This window comes from Streptomyces sp. NPDC001970 (assembly GCF_053594115.1).
Genome location: NZ_JBSFDW010000002.1, coordinates 1 through 14,765 on the forward strand (window position 1 = coordinate 1; position 14,765 = coordinate 14,765).

The 14,765-nt window shown below is 73.5% G+C and carries 13 protein-coding genes; 4 read left to right on the plus strand and 9 right to left on the minus strand.

Annotation, left to right across the window (positions count from 1 at the left end; translation table 11 throughout):
• The coding region (locus tag ACWCP0_RS02545) for an ABC transporter permease (RefSeq protein WP_451077022.1) at window positions 1-243 on the plus strand (243 nt) is incomplete at its 5' end.
• 821 nt (window positions 244-1,064) lie between these two features.
• Here ACWCP0_RS02545 and ACWCP0_RS02550 read toward each other — a convergent pair.
• From ACWCP0_RS02550 to ACWCP0_RS02560, 3 genes are all read right to left on the minus strand, one after another.
• The gene (locus ACWCP0_RS02550; RefSeq protein ID WP_451077023.1) at window positions 1,065-2,339 is read right to left on the minus strand and encodes an HRDC domain-containing protein; all 1,275 of its coding nucleotides are present in this window, start codon (window positions 2,337-2,339) and stop codon (window positions 1,065-1,067) included.
• A gap of 79 nt (window positions 2,340-2,418) precedes the next feature.
• Window positions 2,419-3,081 (minus strand): response regulator transcription factor, encoded by a 663-nt coding sequence (locus ACWCP0_RS02555; protein ID WP_351222120.1) that lies wholly within the window; start codon window positions 3,079-3,081, stop codon window positions 2,419-2,421.
• Window positions 3,082-3,465: 384 nt separating this feature from the next.
• Window positions 3,466-4,137 (minus strand): DUF3000 domain-containing protein, encoded by a 672-nt coding sequence (locus ACWCP0_RS02560; RefSeq protein WP_451077024.1) that lies wholly within the window; start codon window positions 4,135-4,137, stop codon window positions 3,466-3,468.
• A gap of 91 nt (window positions 4,138-4,228) precedes the next feature.
• Between ACWCP0_RS02560 and hemE the strand changes: the two genes are divergently transcribed.
• Window positions 4,229-5,302 carry a uroporphyrinogen decarboxylase gene (hemE, locus tag ACWCP0_RS02565; RefSeq protein WP_451077025.1) on the plus strand — a complete coding sequence of 358 codons (1,074 nt, stop codon included), beginning with the start codon at window positions 4,229-4,231 and terminating at the stop codon, window positions 5,300-5,302.
• A gap of 43 nt (window positions 5,303-5,345) precedes the next feature.
• Here hemE and ACWCP0_RS02570 read toward each other — a convergent pair whose 3' ends face one another.
• Together ACWCP0_RS02570 and ACWCP0_RS02575 are read right to left on the minus strand one after the other, a co-directional pair.
• Window positions 5,346-6,758, minus strand: a complete 1,413-nt coding sequence (locus tag ACWCP0_RS02570) for an FAD-dependent oxidoreductase (RefSeq protein ID WP_451077026.1) — start codon at window positions 6,756-6,758, stop codon at window positions 5,346-5,348.
• A gap of 26 nt (window positions 6,759-6,784) precedes the next feature.
• Complete coding sequence (locus ACWCP0_RS02575; RefSeq protein WP_451077027.1) at window positions 6,785-7,825, minus strand: DUF4349 domain-containing protein; 1,041 nt, start codon at window positions 7,823-7,825, stop codon at window positions 6,785-6,787.
• Window positions 7,826-7,966: 141 nt separating this feature from the next.
• Here ACWCP0_RS02575 and hemG point away from each other — a divergent pair, with 141 nt between their 5' ends.
• Both hemG and hemQ read left to right on the plus strand, forming a co-directional pair.
• Window positions 7,967-9,454: a protoporphyrinogen oxidase gene (hemG, locus tag ACWCP0_RS02580; protein ID WP_451077028.1), complete on the plus strand. Its 1,488-nt coding sequence runs from the start codon at window positions 7,967-7,969 to the stop codon at window positions 9,452-9,454.
• Window positions 9,455-9,458: 4 nt separating this feature from the next.
• Window positions 9,459-10,172 carry a hydrogen peroxide-dependent heme synthase gene (hemQ, locus tag ACWCP0_RS02585; protein ID WP_451077029.1) on the plus strand — a complete coding sequence of 238 codons (714 nt, stop codon included), beginning with the start codon at window positions 9,459-9,461 and terminating at the stop codon, window positions 10,170-10,172.
• 60 nt (window positions 10,173-10,232) lie between these two features.
• Here the strand turns inward: hemQ and ACWCP0_RS02590 are convergent, their stop codons facing one another.
• The 4 genes from ACWCP0_RS02590 to ACWCP0_RS02605 form a co-directional block, all read right to left on the minus strand.
• The gene (locus ACWCP0_RS02590) at window positions 10,233-11,843 is read right to left on the minus strand and encodes an alpha/beta hydrolase (RefSeq protein ID WP_451077030.1); all 1,611 of its coding nucleotides are present in this window, start codon (window positions 11,841-11,843) and stop codon (window positions 10,233-10,235) included.
• Window positions 11,844-11,928: 85 nt separating this feature from the next.
• Window positions 11,929-12,741: a TIGR04222 domain-containing membrane protein gene (locus tag ACWCP0_RS02595; RefSeq protein WP_451077031.1), complete on the minus strand. Its 813-nt coding sequence runs from the start codon at window positions 12,739-12,741 to the stop codon at window positions 11,929-11,931.
• Window positions 12,742-12,953: 212 nt separating this feature from the next.
• Window positions 12,954-13,733, minus strand: a complete 780-nt coding sequence (locus ACWCP0_RS02600; RefSeq protein ID WP_451077032.1) for a DUF4142 domain-containing protein — start codon at window positions 13,731-13,733, stop codon at window positions 12,954-12,956.
• 67 nt (window positions 13,734-13,800) lie between these two features.
• Window positions 13,801-14,760, minus strand: coding sequence for a TIGR04222 domain-containing membrane protein (locus ACWCP0_RS02605; RefSeq protein ID WP_451077033.1), 960 nt, complete (start codon window positions 14,758-14,760; stop codon window positions 13,801-13,803).
• Window positions 14,761-14,765: the final 5 nt, after the last annotated feature.

Here is a 14,765-nt window from a genome sequence, read left to right on the forward strand (position 1 = left end):
GCCATGCCGCTGATCCTCCTCCCGCTCATCTCGAGCGCCTTCATCCCGGCCGAGACGATGCCGGGCTGGTTCCAGCCGATCGCCGAGTACCAGCCGTTCACCCCGGCCATCGAGACGCTGCGCGGGCTGCTGCTCGGCAGCGAGATCGGCCACAACGGGTGGCTGGCCGTCGCCTGGTGCGTGGGGCTGGCCGTGCTCGGCTACTTCTGGTCCAAGTCGCTGTTCGACCGCGACCCGAAGTAGCGGGAGAGGGACCGGTCAGCAGCTTGAGGGCCGCGGCCCCCAGCTCGTCCCGCCCCAGGGCGGCGTACTCCGGCACGGCGTCGGCGTACGCCGCCCGTCGGCGTTCTCCGCCGCCTGCCGGGCCCGCGCCGCCGACATCGTCGGCCGGAACTCGCGCTGCACCCGAAGCCGTTCGCCCTCCGCCTCGACAGCACCAGCTGATCGCCGAGCTCGCATGGCAGGCCCGAAAGCCCACCGCCGAAGCCGGCCGTCCCCTCAGTAGGAGCGTGCAATGCGAGGTCGAATCGGCCCTCCACGCGGTCCTGGCCGACCCGCAGGCAGCCCAGGAAGGGGCCTCCGGCCGACTCGCCGAGGCACTGACTCCGCCCGTCGGCTTCACCGCCGCCGCTGTGACCCGCGCGGCGCCCAAGCCCATCCCCACACCAATGCCCCATCACCACCCCGCACTCCCCAGCCATCGCCCGGGCCACGCGCCACGCGCCACGCATCACGCTTGAGTGACCCCGGTGGGTTCGTACGACCCACCGGGCCGCAGACGGCGGACTACCGGGGCGGGGCCGTGCAGGGTCGCCCCCGCTGAAATCGGGCGGTGGTGCCGGGTGACGCCGTACCCACCGATGCCGAGGAGGCGAGCCCGGAGGGGCCCCGACCCCCACCCACCGACCGCAGCCGCACCCAGCCGGTCCGGGGTCCCCCCACGCCGCAGGGCGTGGGGAGTCCGAGGACGGACACACCGGCCCGCCGGTCGGTACCCGGCCCACCACGCGGCGCCGGCTCGCACCGGGCCGCACCGCACACCGCAGCCCCCTGGGGGAGCCGCGTCAGGCCGTCGCCGAGAGGGCCCGGGTCAGCAGGGGGGTCACCTGCTCGATCTGCCACGGGCGGGCACCGTACGCCGCCAGCATCGCCCCGACCGCCTCCGGTGTCCGCTCCTGCGGCGGCTCCCAGCACACACGCCGCACCGTGTCCGGAGTGATCAGGTTCTCCTGCGGCAGGTTCAGCTGCTCCGCCAGCGCGGACACCGCAGCCCGCGCCGCCGACAACCGCGCCGCCGCGGCCGGGTCCTTGTCCGCCCAGGAGCGCGGCGGCGGCGGACCCGCGACCGGCTGTCCGGGCTGCGGCAGCTCCGCGTCCGGCAGGGCCCTGGCGCGGTCCACGGCCGCCTGCCACTGCTCGAGCTGACGCCGGCCCATCCGGTGCCCGAAGCCGGGCAGTGCGGTCAGCGCGTGCATGTTCAGCGGAAGCGCCAGCGCCGCCTCCACGATCGCCGCATCGCTCAGGACCTTCCCGGGGGACACGTCACGCCGCTGCGCCACCTTGTCGCGCGCGTTCCACAGCTCCCGTACGACCGCCATCTGGCGCCGCCGCCGCACCTTGTGCATCCCCGACGTGCGCCGCCACGGATCCTTCCGCGGCGGTGCCGGGGGTGCCGAGGCGATCGCGTCGAACTCCTGCTGTGCCCAGTCGAGCTTGCCCTGCCGGTCCAGCTCCTTCTCCAGCGCGTCCCGCAGGTCGACGAGCAGTTCCACGTCCAGCGCCGCGTACCGCAGCCACGGCTCGGGCAGCGGCCGCGTCGACCAGTCCACCGCCGAGTGACCCTTCTCCAGTGCGTAGCCGAGGACCGACTCGACCATCGCGCCGAGCCCCACCCGCGGGAAGCCCGCGAGCCGCCCGGCCAGCTCGGTGTCGAAGAGCCGGGACGGCACCATGCCTATTTCGCGCAGGCAGGGCAGATCCTGCGTGGCCGCGTGCAGGATCCACTCCGTACCGGCGAGCGCCTCGCCCAGCGCGGACAGGTCGCCGCAGCCGACGGGGTCGATCAGTGCGGTGCCCGCGCCCTCGCGACGCAGCTGTACGAGATACGCCCGCTGGCCGTAGCGGTAGCCGGACGCCCGCTCGGCGTCCACGGCGACGGGCCCGCTGCCGCCGGCGAACGCGGCGACGACGGACTCGAGGGCCTCGGGCGTGGAGACCACCGGAGGAATGCCCTCGCGCGGCTCCAGCAGGGGGATCGGCGCCGGTTCGACGTCGTCCGGGGGGCCGCCCCCGGTGGTTCGCAGGTCTGGCTCTGCTGCGGTCTCTTGGGCGTCGGTCACCTGTCAAGGGTATCTGTGAACGGAAGCCGCCCGTCGACGGAACGTTCCGTCGACGGGCGAGGGTCCTTTGTAAAGGGAATCAGTGGATGATGCCGGTGCGCAGGGCCACAGCCACCATCCCGGCCCGGTCGCCGGTGCCGAGCTTGCGCGCGATGCGGGCGAGGTGGCTCTTCACCGTCAGCGCGGAGAGGCCCATCGAGACGCCGATCGCCTTGTTCGACTGGCCCTCGGCGACGAGCCGGAGCACCTCCACCTCGCGGCCGGACAGCTCGCGGTAGCCGCCGGGGTGGCTCGGGGCCCCCGGGGGACGGCGGTGCATCCGGGCGGCGGCCGAGCCGATGGGGGCGGCGCCGGGGCGGACCGGGTGGCCGAGGTTCGTGCGCGTACCGGTGACGACATAGCCCTTGACCCCGCCCGCCAGCGCGTTGCGGACCGCGCCGATGTCGTCGGCCGCGGAGAGAGCGAGCCCGTTGGGCCAGCCCGCCGCGCGGGTCTCGGACAGCAGGGTCAGCCCGGAACCGTCGGGCAGGTGGACGTCGGCCACGCAGATGTCGCGCGGGTTGCCGACGCGGGGACGGGCCTCCGCGATGGACGACGCTTCGATGACGTCACGTACTCCGAGGGCCCACAGGTGGCGGGTGACGGTGGAGCGGACGCGCGGGTCGGCCACGACGACCATGGCCGTCGGCTTGTTCGGGCGGTAGGCGACCAGGCTTGCGGGCTGCTCGAGGAGAACGGACACCAGGCCTCCTGGAAAGGTGCGGGACGGGGCCGGCTCGGGGATGAAGCCGGGGCGAACCGTGCTTGAAGGGTCACCACCTCTTCGGCAGCAAACCCGCCCGCCTTTAGAGAAAGATCACGATTTGGTGAGTAACAATTCCGGCAATTCGGACGCGTGATCGATCATCCTATGAGTTCGTGGGGTGCACGCCCCCGTGGGCGGGCGCGGGCGCCCACGGGGGGTCCACGCGGCGGTGCCGGGCATCGACACGGAGGGTGGGCACGCGGCCGCCCACCACGTGGAATCGCAGGCTGCGGCGCGCGGGCACCCGGGTCCGGCCGACGGTACCGGCCACGAGCAGGAGGAGGAGCAGGAGCAGGGGACCAGAGGGCCGGCCTTCCGGGCCTACGGCGTCCGCGGCCCCCGGCGCTGCGGCAGTGTCACGACACCGCCCGTGTCCGGCACGTCGCCGGGGCCGGACGGCGGCAGGCCCGCGACCTGGCACAGCAGGTCGCACCAGGCCGCGAGATGCGCGGCCGTGTCCGGCACCCCGTCCCGGCCTTCCCGCGGGGTCCAGGAGGCCCGGATCTCGATCTGTGTCGCCGGGAGGCGGTCCGCGAGTCCTCCGAAGTAGTGAGACCCCGCCCGGGTGACGGTGCCGGCGGCCTCCCCGTAGAAGAGCCCTCGCGCCTCCAGGGCCCCGGTCAGCCAGGACCAGCAGACCTCCGGAAGCAGCGGGTCCGCTGCCATCTCCGGCTCCAGCTCCGCCCGTACGAGCGTCACGAGCCGGAACGTGCCCTGCCAGGCCTCGTGCCCCGACGGGTCGTGCAGCAGCACGAGCCTGCCGTCCGCGAGGTCCTCCTCGCCGTCGACGACCGCCGCCTCCAGGGCGTACGCGTGCGGCGCGAGGCGCTGCGGCGGGCGGGTCGGATCGACCTCGAGCTCCGGCCTGAGCCGCGCCGCCCCCAGCGCGTCCACCGCCAGCCGGAACGCGCGCGGGACGGGTTTCCCCTCCGCGCTGTCCGTGCCGTCAGCGCCGTCGGGTTGTTCGGAAAACTGTCCCTGAGCCGCAGCCATGCGGGGAAGAGTAAGCGGAACGCGCGCCGCGTGCAGGGAGGGACACCCGGCCCGGCCGAGCTCCTTGCGCGCACATGCGAAGATTCTGGGCGTGAGCGCCAACGACAGCCCTTCGGGCCAGCAGACGAAGACTCCCGCCACGCGCGACTCCGCCTTCCTCAAGGCGTGCAGGCGTGAGCCCGTACCGCACACGCCGGTGTGGTTCATGCGGCAGGCAGGGCGCTCGCTGCCCGAGTACCTGAAGGTGCGCGAAGGCATCCCGATGCTGGAGTCGTGCATGCGGCCGGAGCTGGTCACCGAGATCACGCTGCAGCCGGTGCGCCGCCACAAGGTCGACGCCGCGATCTACTTCAGCGACATCGTCGTCCCGCTCAAGGCCATCGGCATCGACCTCGACATCAAGCCGGGCGTGGGCCCGGTCGTCGCCGAGCCGATCCGCCGCCGCGAGGACCTCGCGCGACTGCGCGATCTCACCCCCGGCGACGTCTCGTACGTCACGGAGGCGATCGGCATGCTCACCGGCGAGCTGGGCCCGACCCCGCTGATCGGCTTCGCGGGCGCTCCCTTCACCCTCGCCAGCTATCTCGTCGAGGGCGGGCCGTCCCGCAACCACGAGCACACCAAGGCCCTCATGTACGGCGACCCGCAGCTCTGGGCCGACCTGCTGGACCGGCTCGCGGACATCACCTCGGCCTTCCTGAAGGTGCAGATCGAGGCCGGCGCGTCCGCCGTGCAGCTCTTCGACTCCTGGGTCGGCGCGCTCGCCCCCGTCGACTACCGGCGCTCGGTGATGCCCGCATCCGCGAAGGTGTTCCGTGCGGTCGAGGCGTACGGCGTCCCGCGCATCCACTTCGGCGTCGGCACGGGCGAGCTCCTCGGCCTGATGGGCGAGGCCGGCGCGGACGTCGTCGGCGTCGACTGGCGCGTCCCGCTGGACGAGGCCGCCCGACGCGTCGGCCCCGGCAAAGCGCTGCAGGGCAACCTGGACCCGGCGGTCCTCTTCTCGTCGCGGGAGGCGGTCGAGGCCAAGACCCGCGAGGTCCTCGACGCCGCCGCCGGTCTGGAGGGCCACGTCTTCAACCTGGGCCACGGCGTCCTGCCCAGCACCGACCCGGACGCGCTGACCCGCCTCGTGGAGTACGTCCACACCGCGACCGCACGCTGAGGCCCGGCGGAACGACGCGCGCGGCGGTGCGGGAGGCGAGGGCTCAGCCCCCCGCCTCCCGCACGGCCGCCATCGCCTTTCGCGCCGCGACCAGCACCGGGTCCCACACCGGTGAGAACGGCGGCGCGTAGCCCAGGTCCAGGGCGGTCATCTGCTCCACCGTCATCCCGGCCGTCAGCGCGACCGCCGCGACGTCCACGCGCTTCGCCGCCCCCTCGCGGCCGACGATCTGGACCCCGAGCAGCCGGCCCGTGCGGCGCTCGGCCAGCATCTTGACCGTCATCGGGGCCGCACCCGGGAAATAGCCCGCGCGGCTCGTCGACTCGATGGTCGCGGTCACGAACCGGAGCCCCACCTCGCGGGCGTCCTTCTCGCGCAGACCGGTGCGGGCGATCTCCAGGTCGCAGACCTTGCTCACGGCCGTGCCCACGACCCCGGGGAAGGTCGCGTAGCCGCCGCCCACCCCCGCGCCGATGACCTGGCCGTGCTTGTTGGCGTGCGTGCCGAGGGGGACGTGGCGTTCGCGGCCCGACACGAGGTCCAGGACCTCCACGCAGTCGCCGCCCGCCCAGATGTTCTCGTGGCCGCGTACGCGCATCGCGAGATCGGTGAGCAGACCCCCGTACGTCCCGAGCGGCAGTCCGGCCGCGCCCGCGAGGGTCGTCTCCGGTTCCACGCCGATGCCGAGCACGACGACGTCCGCCGGATACTCGGCGTCCGCCGTGGCGACCGCGCGGACCTTCCCCCGTGGCTCTCCGGGCACGGGAGGTACCCCCACGTCCGGGCCGGTCAGGATCTGGGTGACCTCGGCGTCGTCGACCGTCGTGATGCCCAGTCCGTCCATCGCGGCGTGCACCAGCCGGCCCATGTCCGGGTCGAGGGTGGCCATCGGCTGTGCGCCGCGGTTGACGACGGTCACGTCGAAGCCGTGGTTCAGCAGCGCCTCGGCCATCTCCACGCCGATGTAGCCCGCGCCGACGACGACCGCCCGCCGCCCCTCGGTGCGGTCGAGGGTGCTCAGCAGCGCCTGGCCGTCGTCGAGGGTCTGGATGCCGTGCACGCCCGGGGCGTAGATCCCGGGCAGCCGAGGGCGCACCGGCCGGGCGCCGGTCGCGATGACGAGCTTGTCGAAGCCCGTCCACGACTCGGCGCCCGACTCCAGGTCCCGGGACCTGACCCGCTGTCCCGCGATGTCCAGCTCCGTCACCTCGGTGCGCATCCGCAGATCGATGTCGCGCGCCCGGTGCTCCTCGGGGGTACGCGCGACCAGGTCGTCCCGCTCCGGAACGTCGCCGCCGACCCAGTACGGAATGCCGCACGCGGAGTACGAGGCGAAGTGGGAGCGCTCGAACGCGACGATCTCGAGCTCCTCCGGGCCCTTGAACCTGCGGGCCTGCGACGCGGCGGACATGCCCGCCGCATCGCCGCCGATGACCACGAGTCGTTGGTGTCCCATGCGGAACACGCTAGTGGGACGTCCGTTCAGTCCTGCTCGGGGGCCGCCGCGGGAGCCGGAACGGGAGCCGGATCCGAAGCCGGAGCGGGGTCCGCAGCCGGAGCCGGGACCGGAGCAGCGGCCGCCGCGGCAGCGCCGCCGCGCTGCCGCCACGGCCGGACCAGCCACCGCCACACCGCGTACAGCACCGCGATCACCGCGGCGAACGGCGCCACCGCACCCAGCACCAGACCGATCCACCGCACGGTCTCCACCAGGGCCTCCCAGCCGCCCTTCAGCGCGTCCAGGAAACCGGGGTCGTCCTCCTCCGCCGGCGGCTCCTCCCGCTCCTTCTCCGACAGCTCGAGGGTGATCGTCGCCAGCGACGTACGGTCCTTCAGCGACGCCTGCTGGGCCAGCAGCGACTCCAGCTCCGCCTGACGGTTGCTCAGCTCGCCCTCCAGCGTGACCACATCGCTCAGCCGGGTGGCCCTGTCCATCAGCTCCCGCACCCGTGTGACACTCGCCCGCTGGGTCGCGATGCGGCTCTCCACGTCGACCACCTGGTCGGTGACGTCCTGCGCGTTCGCCTTGCGGGTCAGCAGCTTTCCGGCGCCCGCGAGGTCGGCGAGGACCGAGGCGTACCGGTCCTGTGGGACGCGCAGCACGATGCGTGACATCACATGGGTGTCGTCGACGCGCTCGGTCGTCTCGTTGGCGACATGTCCGCCCGCGGTCTCCACGGTCGTACGCACGGCGGCGAGCGCCTTGGTCGCGTCCTTGACCTCCACGGACAGCTCGGCGGTGCGGATGACGTGCGTCGCGGCCGTCGCCGGCTTCCTCGCCGCCTGCCCCTTGTCCTGCCCCTGCCCCTGTGCCTCCTCGGGCGCCTGGGCGTCGGCGGGCTTCTGCGCCGCGTGACCCGAGTCGGCCGCAGGTCCCTGGCCGGCGTCCCCCTTGCTGTCCGGAGCCGCCGCCGCCCCCTTGCCGGAGCTCTCGGTGATGTTGTCGGCCGCACCGCAGCCGGCGAGTGCGAGTGAGGCGGTGAGCAGTGCTGCTGCCCCCAACGTGAGACGCCGTGCACGCATGTCGGTCCCCCCAGGGATGGTGGTGGAATGGTGACGGTTCGACGTGCGGGGTGGGGGAGCGGGTTGCCTGTTTCCGGTTCCGAAGCGGTCACGGTCAGGACTCATTACGGCCCGTGGCTGGCGGTTTGAGAGAGTGGACGCATGAACGCGGACACACGCACGGACACGGACACGGGCACGCGCGCGGCCCATGTCGTCGTCATCGGCGGTGGTATCGCCGGACTCTCCGCCGCGCACCGGCTGCTCTCCTCCGGCGTGCGGGTGACCCTGCTGGAGGCGACCGCGCAGCTCGGCGGCAAGCTCCTGGCAGGCGAGATCGCCGGGGCCCCCGTCGACCTCGGCGCCGAGTCGATGCTCGCCCGCCGCCCCGAGGCCGTCGACCTGGCGCGGGCCGTCGGACTCGCGGACCGGCTGCAGCCCCCGGCGACGACCAGCGCGTCCGTGTGGACCCGCGACGCACTGCGCCCGATGCCCAAGGGCCATGTCATGGGCGTCCCGGGCGGTGCCGACGCGCTCTCCGGGCTGCTCTCCGCGGAGGGCCTCGCCCGGATCGAGCAGGAGCGCGACCTGCCCCCTGCCGAACTCGGCGACGACGTCGCCGTCGGCGCCTTCGTCGCCGAGCGCCTCGGCCGCGAGGTCGTCGACCGGCTGGTCGAGCCGCTCCTCGGCGGTGTCTACGCGGGCGACGCGTACCGCATCTCCATGCGGGCCGCCGTCCCCGCCCTCTTCGAGGCCGCCAGGACCCACGGCTCCCTGCTCGAGGGCGTCCGCGAGATCCAGCACGGCGCCGCGCAGCAGCCGGAGACGGGCCCCGTCTTCCTGGGCATCGAAGGCGGCATCGGCACGCTGCCGCTCGCTGTCGCCGACGCCGTACGCGCCGGGGGCGGGGAGATCCTCACCGAGGCCCCGGTGACCTCGCTGCGCCGGGTGGCCCGCGAGGACCGGGAGTCCGGCGCCGTGGGCAGCCCGGTGTGGGAGGTCGTCGCCGACGGCAGGCCGCTCCTCGCCGACGGGGTGATCCTCGCGGCCCCCGCCTGGTCCGCATCCGCGCTGCTCGCCGCCGAGTCCCCGGCCGCGTCCGTCGAGCTCGCCGCCGTCGAGTACGCCTCGATGGCCCTTGTCACCCTCGCCTTCCGCCGCTCCGACCTCGCCGGCCGGCTGCCCGCCGGCTCCGGCTTCCTCGTCCCGCCCGTCGACGGCCGCACCATCAAGGCGTCCACCTTCTCGGGACAGAAGTGGAGCTGGGTGTCCGACGCCGCCCCCGATCTGTTCCTGCTGCGCACCTCCGTCGGCCGCTACGGCGAGGAGGATCACCTCCAGCGCGAGGACTCCGAGCTCGTCGACGTGTCGCTGAGCGACCTCGGTGCGGCGACCGGCCTCACGGTCGGCCCCGTGGCGAGCGAGGTGACCCGCTGGGTCGGCGGACTGCCGCAGTACCCCGTCGGGCATCTGGCGCGGGTCGCCCGCGTCCGCGACGCCGTCGCCGAGCTGCCCGGGCTGCGGGTCTGCGGTGCGGCGTACGACGGCGTGGGCATCCCCGCGTGCATCGGCAGCGGCCGGCGTGCGGCGGACGAGATCATCGCCACGGCCCCCCTGGTGCCCGGCACTGTCCGTGACGGGCGAGAATAGCCGTATGAGTGCGCCCGAAAAGATCCCGAACGCCGGCAAGAAGGCGAAGGACCTCAACGAGGTCATCCGCTACACCCTGTGGTCAGTCTTCAAGCTGCGCGACGTACTGCCCGATGACCGCGCCGGGTACGCCGACGAGGTCCAGGAGCTGTTCGACCAGCTCGCCGCGAAGGACGTCACCGTCCGCGGCACGTACGACGTGTCCGGTCTGCGTGCCGACGCCGACGTGATGATCTGGTGGCACGCGGAGACCGCGGACCAGCTCCAGGAGGCGTACAACCTCTTCCGCCGCACGAAGCTGGGCCGCGCCCTGGAGCCGGTGTGGTCGAACATGGCGCTGCACCGCCCCGCCGAGTTCAACAAGTCGCACATCCCGGCCTTCCTCGCCGACGAGACGGCCCGCGACTACGTCTCGGTGTACCCCTTCGTGCGCTCGTACGACTGGTACCTGCTGCCCGACGAGGACCGCCGCCGCATGCTCGCGGACCACGGCAAGATGGCCCGCAGCTTCCCGGACGTGCGCGCGAACACGGTCGCCTCGTTCTCCCTCGGCGACTACGAGTGGATCCTCGCCTTCGAGGCCGACGAGCTCTACCGCATCGTCGACCTCATGCGCCACCTGCGCGCCTCCGAGGCCCGCAGGCACGTCCGCGAGGAGGTCCCGTTCTACACGGGACGACGCAAGTCGGTCGCGGATCTGGTGGCGGGCCTGGCCTGACGGCTCTGCAGGACCTGGGGCGGGCCGCGGGTGCGGCCCGTCCCCTTTCGACCCGGAAGATCAGACAGCCGGCGGCAGCGTGCGCTCGACCGCCCGCTGGTCCACCGACACCGGGTCCGGCTCCGGGTGCGGCGCGCAGTCGGCGCGCCGCACCGGCGTCCTGCCGGTCAGCAGATACGTCTCCATGTGCCCGTTGATGCACGCGTTCTCACCGGCCGCGATGCCGTGCGTACCGGCACCCCGCTCGGTGACCAGCACCGAGCCGTCGAGCCGCCGCTGCAGCTCCTGCGCACCCGCGTACGGCGTCGCCCCGTCCCGCTCCGCCGCCAGGATCAGCACGGGCGGGATCTCGCCGGGACCGGTGCGCACGTCGAGCGGCTGCTGCCGGGGTCCGGACCAGTACGCGCACGGCAGATTCATCCACACGTTGGCCCAGGTCTCGAACGGCGCCCGGCGCGCCAGCGCCGTGTTGTCGCGGTCCCACACGTTCCAGTCCGTGGGCCAGGGCGCGTCGTTGCACTCGACGGCCGTGTAGACAGCGTCGCCGTTCTCCGTCTCGGCCGCGTCGTCCGGATCCGGGGCGGCCTGTGCGACCAGCGGCCCGTGATTGCCCTTCAGATACTCCGAGAGCGCACGCGCCCGCCGCGGCCAGTAGTCGTCGTAGTAGCCGGCCTGCAGGAACGCCCGCTGCAACTGGACGGTCCCCACCAAGCCGCCCGCCGGCTCGAGCGACAGCCGGGCACGGGCCTTCTCGTAACTGAGCAGCACCTGCTCGGGCGTCGACCCCAGACCGTATGTCTTGTGATGCCGGGCGACCCAGGCGCGGAAGTCGGCCCACCGGCGTTCGAAGGCGAGCGACTGCGTCAGATTGCTGCGGTACCAGATGTTCGACGGGGTCGGGTCGACCGCCGAGTCGAGGACCATGCGCCGCACATGCCCGGGGAAGAGCGTGGCGTGCAGGGCGCCCAGGTACGTGCCGTACGAGGCGCCGAGGAAGGTGAGCCGCTCCTCGCCGAGTGCGGCCCGTAGCACCTCCAGGTCGCGGGCGTTGTTGAGCGAGTGGAAGTGGCGCAGGTCCGCGCCCGCGTTCCGGGCGCAGCCCTGCGCATAGGTCTTCGCCCGGGCGATCCGCTCCAGCTTGTACGCCGCCGAGGGCTCGGCCGGTGTCTGCGTCGGGGCCTTCGTGAAGTCGGACGGGATCTGGCAGGACAGCGGGGCCGAGCGGCCCACGCCGCGGGGGGCGTAGCCGACCAGGTCGTACGCCGCGGCGATCCGCTTCCACTCGGGACGCCTGGACGCCTTCGGGAAGTACATGCCCGAGCCGCCGGGCCCGCCGGGGTTGTAGACGAGCGCGCCCTGGCGCTCCGCGGGCGTGCCCTTGGCCTTCACCCGGCTGACGGTGAGCCGGATCTGACGGCCCAGCGGATCGGCGTAGTCGAGCGGCACCGCGAACGTGCCGCACTCGACGTACTTCGGGAGGTCCTCCACCTCGGGGCACACGCCGAACGAGATCCCGGCGATCTTCGCGCGTGCCGCGGCGACGACGGTGCCGCGGCCCTCGGGGGTGAGAAGGTCGTCACCGGGGGGCGCGCCGGCACCGCCCGCCGGTGTGGCGGCCAGCGCCGACAGGACCAAGGAGCCGACGGCTCCGTACAGCGTCAGTGCTCTCATCACATTTCCCCTTCGTACCCACGGCCGTGGGTCGAAGATCACCAGAGCGCCGCGGCTTGTAAAGCACCGCTGTTCGGTGTCGGCGTCATTGACCCCCATGCGTGAACCGACGGTCGGCGAGAGCCGCACGCAGCGCCGGATCGTCGAGTGCCCGGATCCCGCGGACGGCCACGGCGGTCAGCACGGCGCGCTCCCCGCCGCCGGCGGGCCGGGTCGGGAGCGCGCGCAGCAGCCGCTGCCCGGCCGGGGAGGCCCAGCGGGTGTACGGGTGGATCTCGACGCGGGCGATGCCGAGGCAGCCCAGGGTCAGCACCAGGGGGAGCGCGAACCAGGCGGCGACATGCCCGGGCGGGCTCTGTTCCTGAGGAAGCATCAGCAGTGCGGCGGCCGCGAGCGCGAGGGTGAGCGCGGTCGCGGCCCACACGGCCCGTACGGCACTCGCCATGACCGCCCTTGCCGCGTCGGGTACGGCGAGGCCGGCGGTCACGAGCCGGTCGGCCAGGGCGTGTACGGCGCCGGCGGCGGCCGTGGCGTGCCGTATCGCGGCGGTACGGGACCGGCCGTCCGGGCCGATCGCACGGATCACCGATCGCTCCAGGTCGTCCGTGCCCTCCGGGTCGACGACGGTGGCCCACCCGGTGTGCGCGAGCAGCAGCCGCCGTGCGCGGTGCATGGACACCAGCGTCAGTTCGGCCACGCGATGCGGGCCGCCGGCCAGGAACGCGGCCTCGTAGAGGCTCAGCTCGTGGCCGCGGTCGCGGTCATGGTCGTGGCGCTGCTGGTGAAGGGCGTCGCCGGCGGCTTCTTCGCGGGCCGCGCCGGTGGCCGCGAGACAGAGCCGGACGCAGCTGATGCCGGCGGCGGCCCAGGCCGTGAGCAGGAGAGGAACCCAGAACATGGCCGAGTTCTACGCGAGATCACCGTCCGGGCGCCATCGGAATGTCAGGATCCGGAGGGACGGAGGGACGGAGGGACGGAGGGACGGAGGGACGGAGGGACGGAGGGACTGAAGGGCCGGAGGGACTGAAGGGCCGGAAGGGCCGGAAGGGCGGAGGGACGGACGGGCCGTCGGCCGTCAGCCGCGAGCGGTCAGCGGTCAGCGCTCAGCCGTCATGTGGAGGGCGGCGGCCTGGATGTCGCGGGCGGCAGCGGGTACGTCGTGGCCGGGGTCACGGTGACCGCCGGCCTCGGGGTGCTGCCCGGCACTGGCGGCGGGGGACCGCCGGTGCCCGCGGCGCCCCTGCCCGCGGGCTCCGAGGCCTCCGCCGCCTCCTCCGCCAGCGCGTCGAAGTCGACGAGCCCCGTCGCCTCCAGGACCTTGATGTGGTCGAGGACGGTCGTGTTGGCGTCGTCGGCCAGGGCACGGACGAGGGTGTTGCGGGTGGTGTGGCGGATCCGGGCGACGATCTCGAAGACCTTGCCGTGGGCCCGGCGCAGGATGTTGGCGAATTCGATCTCGTACTCCCGGCCCCGGGCCTCCGTCAGGTGCTGCAGCCACGCGCGCTGCTCCTGCGTGGGCTGGTTGGGCAGCTCCATGGACAGCCGGGACGCGACCTCGCGCACCCGTGCGTCGAGGTAGGTGTGGCCCGAGACGAGATGCTCACCGGCCACGGCGACCGCGCGGCTCGGCGCCCTGCCGACGGCCTGCTGGCCGGCCGGGAGCTCCCACAGGCCGGCGAGTCTGACACGGACGATGAAGTCCCGGTCGGCGGCGGACAGCGGACCCCAACGGGTGGGTACGGAACCGGCCTTGAGGTCTGCGGTCCCGGTGCCCGAGCGGTCCGCGTACGACCAGAGGGGGAACACGAGGGCGGCGATGGTCGCCGTCAGGGCGACGACGACCAGGCCGGCGCTCGTGGTGCGCGGGGTGAGGAAGGTGTGGGAACGCATCGTGCCTCCTGCGTGCGGCCCGCACGCTACTGGGCCCGGTGCTGATCCCGTGAGCGGTTCCGGGAAGTCAGCTGGAACTGCTCCCTCCGCCGCAGCTGGATCCTCCGCCTCCGCCGCAGCTCGATCCGCCGCAGCCGGAGCCACCGCTGCCGCCGTCCGCGCCCCCGCAGCCCCCGCCACCGGAGCCGTCGGCGCCGGCGATGGACGCAGCGCACCACACGACGGGCAGGACATCTGTGGACGATCCGTCCGCCGGCGCCGGCCGCGTGGCCCATACCATCCCGGCGCCCGCCACCAACCGGTCCCGGAGTATCGGGTCGGGCACCGCGCGCACGCCGCGCAGTGCCACGAGCTGCCCAGCGTCACTCGACCGGGCATGGGCCCTGGCGTACTCGGCGGCGGCACGCCTGCCCGCCTTCGTGACTTTTCCTTTCGCCCTGCGCTGGCAGACGGCCCCGACGGCGAGGCCCACGAGGCAGGCGGGCAGGACCTTCACCACGAACGGAAGGGGGAGGTCGGCGTACCCGTCGCGCCCGATGTACTGCACGGCGGTCAGGCCCATCGAGGCCGGGAGCAGCACAAACGAGCAGATCCACTGCGTGGACGCCCAGATGCGCCAGGGACGCAGGGACCGGGGCTCGATCATCAGCCCGCGCGCCGCGAGCCGGTTGCCGATCTCCTGCACGGCGGGGTCGCGCATCGCGGCCCGCCGCAGTGTGTACAGCGCCCCGTTCGGCGCGGCGGCCGACGCCTCGATCACGGCGCGCTCGACGGGGTCGCCCGACTCCGGCCGCACGACGGAGACGACGCCGGGGAAGCCGACCGCGAGCCGCCCGTCCACGGCCATCGCGGCGACCGCAGAGTCGACGACACGGGCGGGCCCCCCTTTGAGGAACGCCACTTCCCTGACGTCCCGAACGGGGCCGCCGGGCCCGCTGCGGCGGGTGGCCGCGAGGCCCAGGATCAGCAGCACCGAGGAGACGGCCACGGCGATCGTCACCAGCACGGCGATGATGTTCAACATCATCGGGG

Coding starts and splice junctions, on each gene's coding strand:
- ACWCP0_RS02560 (WP_451077024.1), bottom strand. CDS start 4,137: ATGGCTGCGGCTCAGGGACAGTTTTCCGAACAACCCGACGGCGCTGAC.
- ACWCP0_RS02570 (WP_451077026.1), bottom strand. CDS start 6,758: ATGGGACACCAACGACTCGTGGTCATCGGCGGCGATGCGGCGGGCATG.
- ACWCP0_RS02575 (WP_451077027.1), bottom strand. CDS start 7,825: ATGCGTGCACGGCGTCTCACGTTGGGGGCAGCAGCACTGCTCACCGCC.
- hemG (WP_451077028.1), top strand. CDS start 7,967: ATGAACGCGGACACACGCACGGACACGGACACGGGCACGCGCGCGGCC.
- hemQ (WP_451077029.1), top strand. CDS start 9,459: ATGAGTGCGCCCGAAAAGATCCCGAACGCCGGCAAGAAGGCGAAGGAC.
- ACWCP0_RS02590 (WP_451077030.1), bottom strand. CDS start 11,843: ATGAGAGCACTGACGCTGTACGGAGCCGTCGGCTCCTTGGTCCTGTCG.
- ACWCP0_RS02595 (WP_451077031.1), bottom strand. CDS start 12,741: ATGTTCTGGGTTCCTCTCCTGCTCACGGCCTGGGCCGCCGCCGGCATC.
- ACWCP0_RS02600 (WP_451077032.1), bottom strand. CDS start 13,733: ATGCGTTCCCACACCTTCCTCACCCCGCGCACCACGAGCGCCGGCCTG.
- ACWCP0_RS02605 (WP_451077033.1), bottom strand. CDS start 14,760: ATGATGTTGAACATCATCGCCGTGCTGGTGACGATCGCCGTGGCCGTC.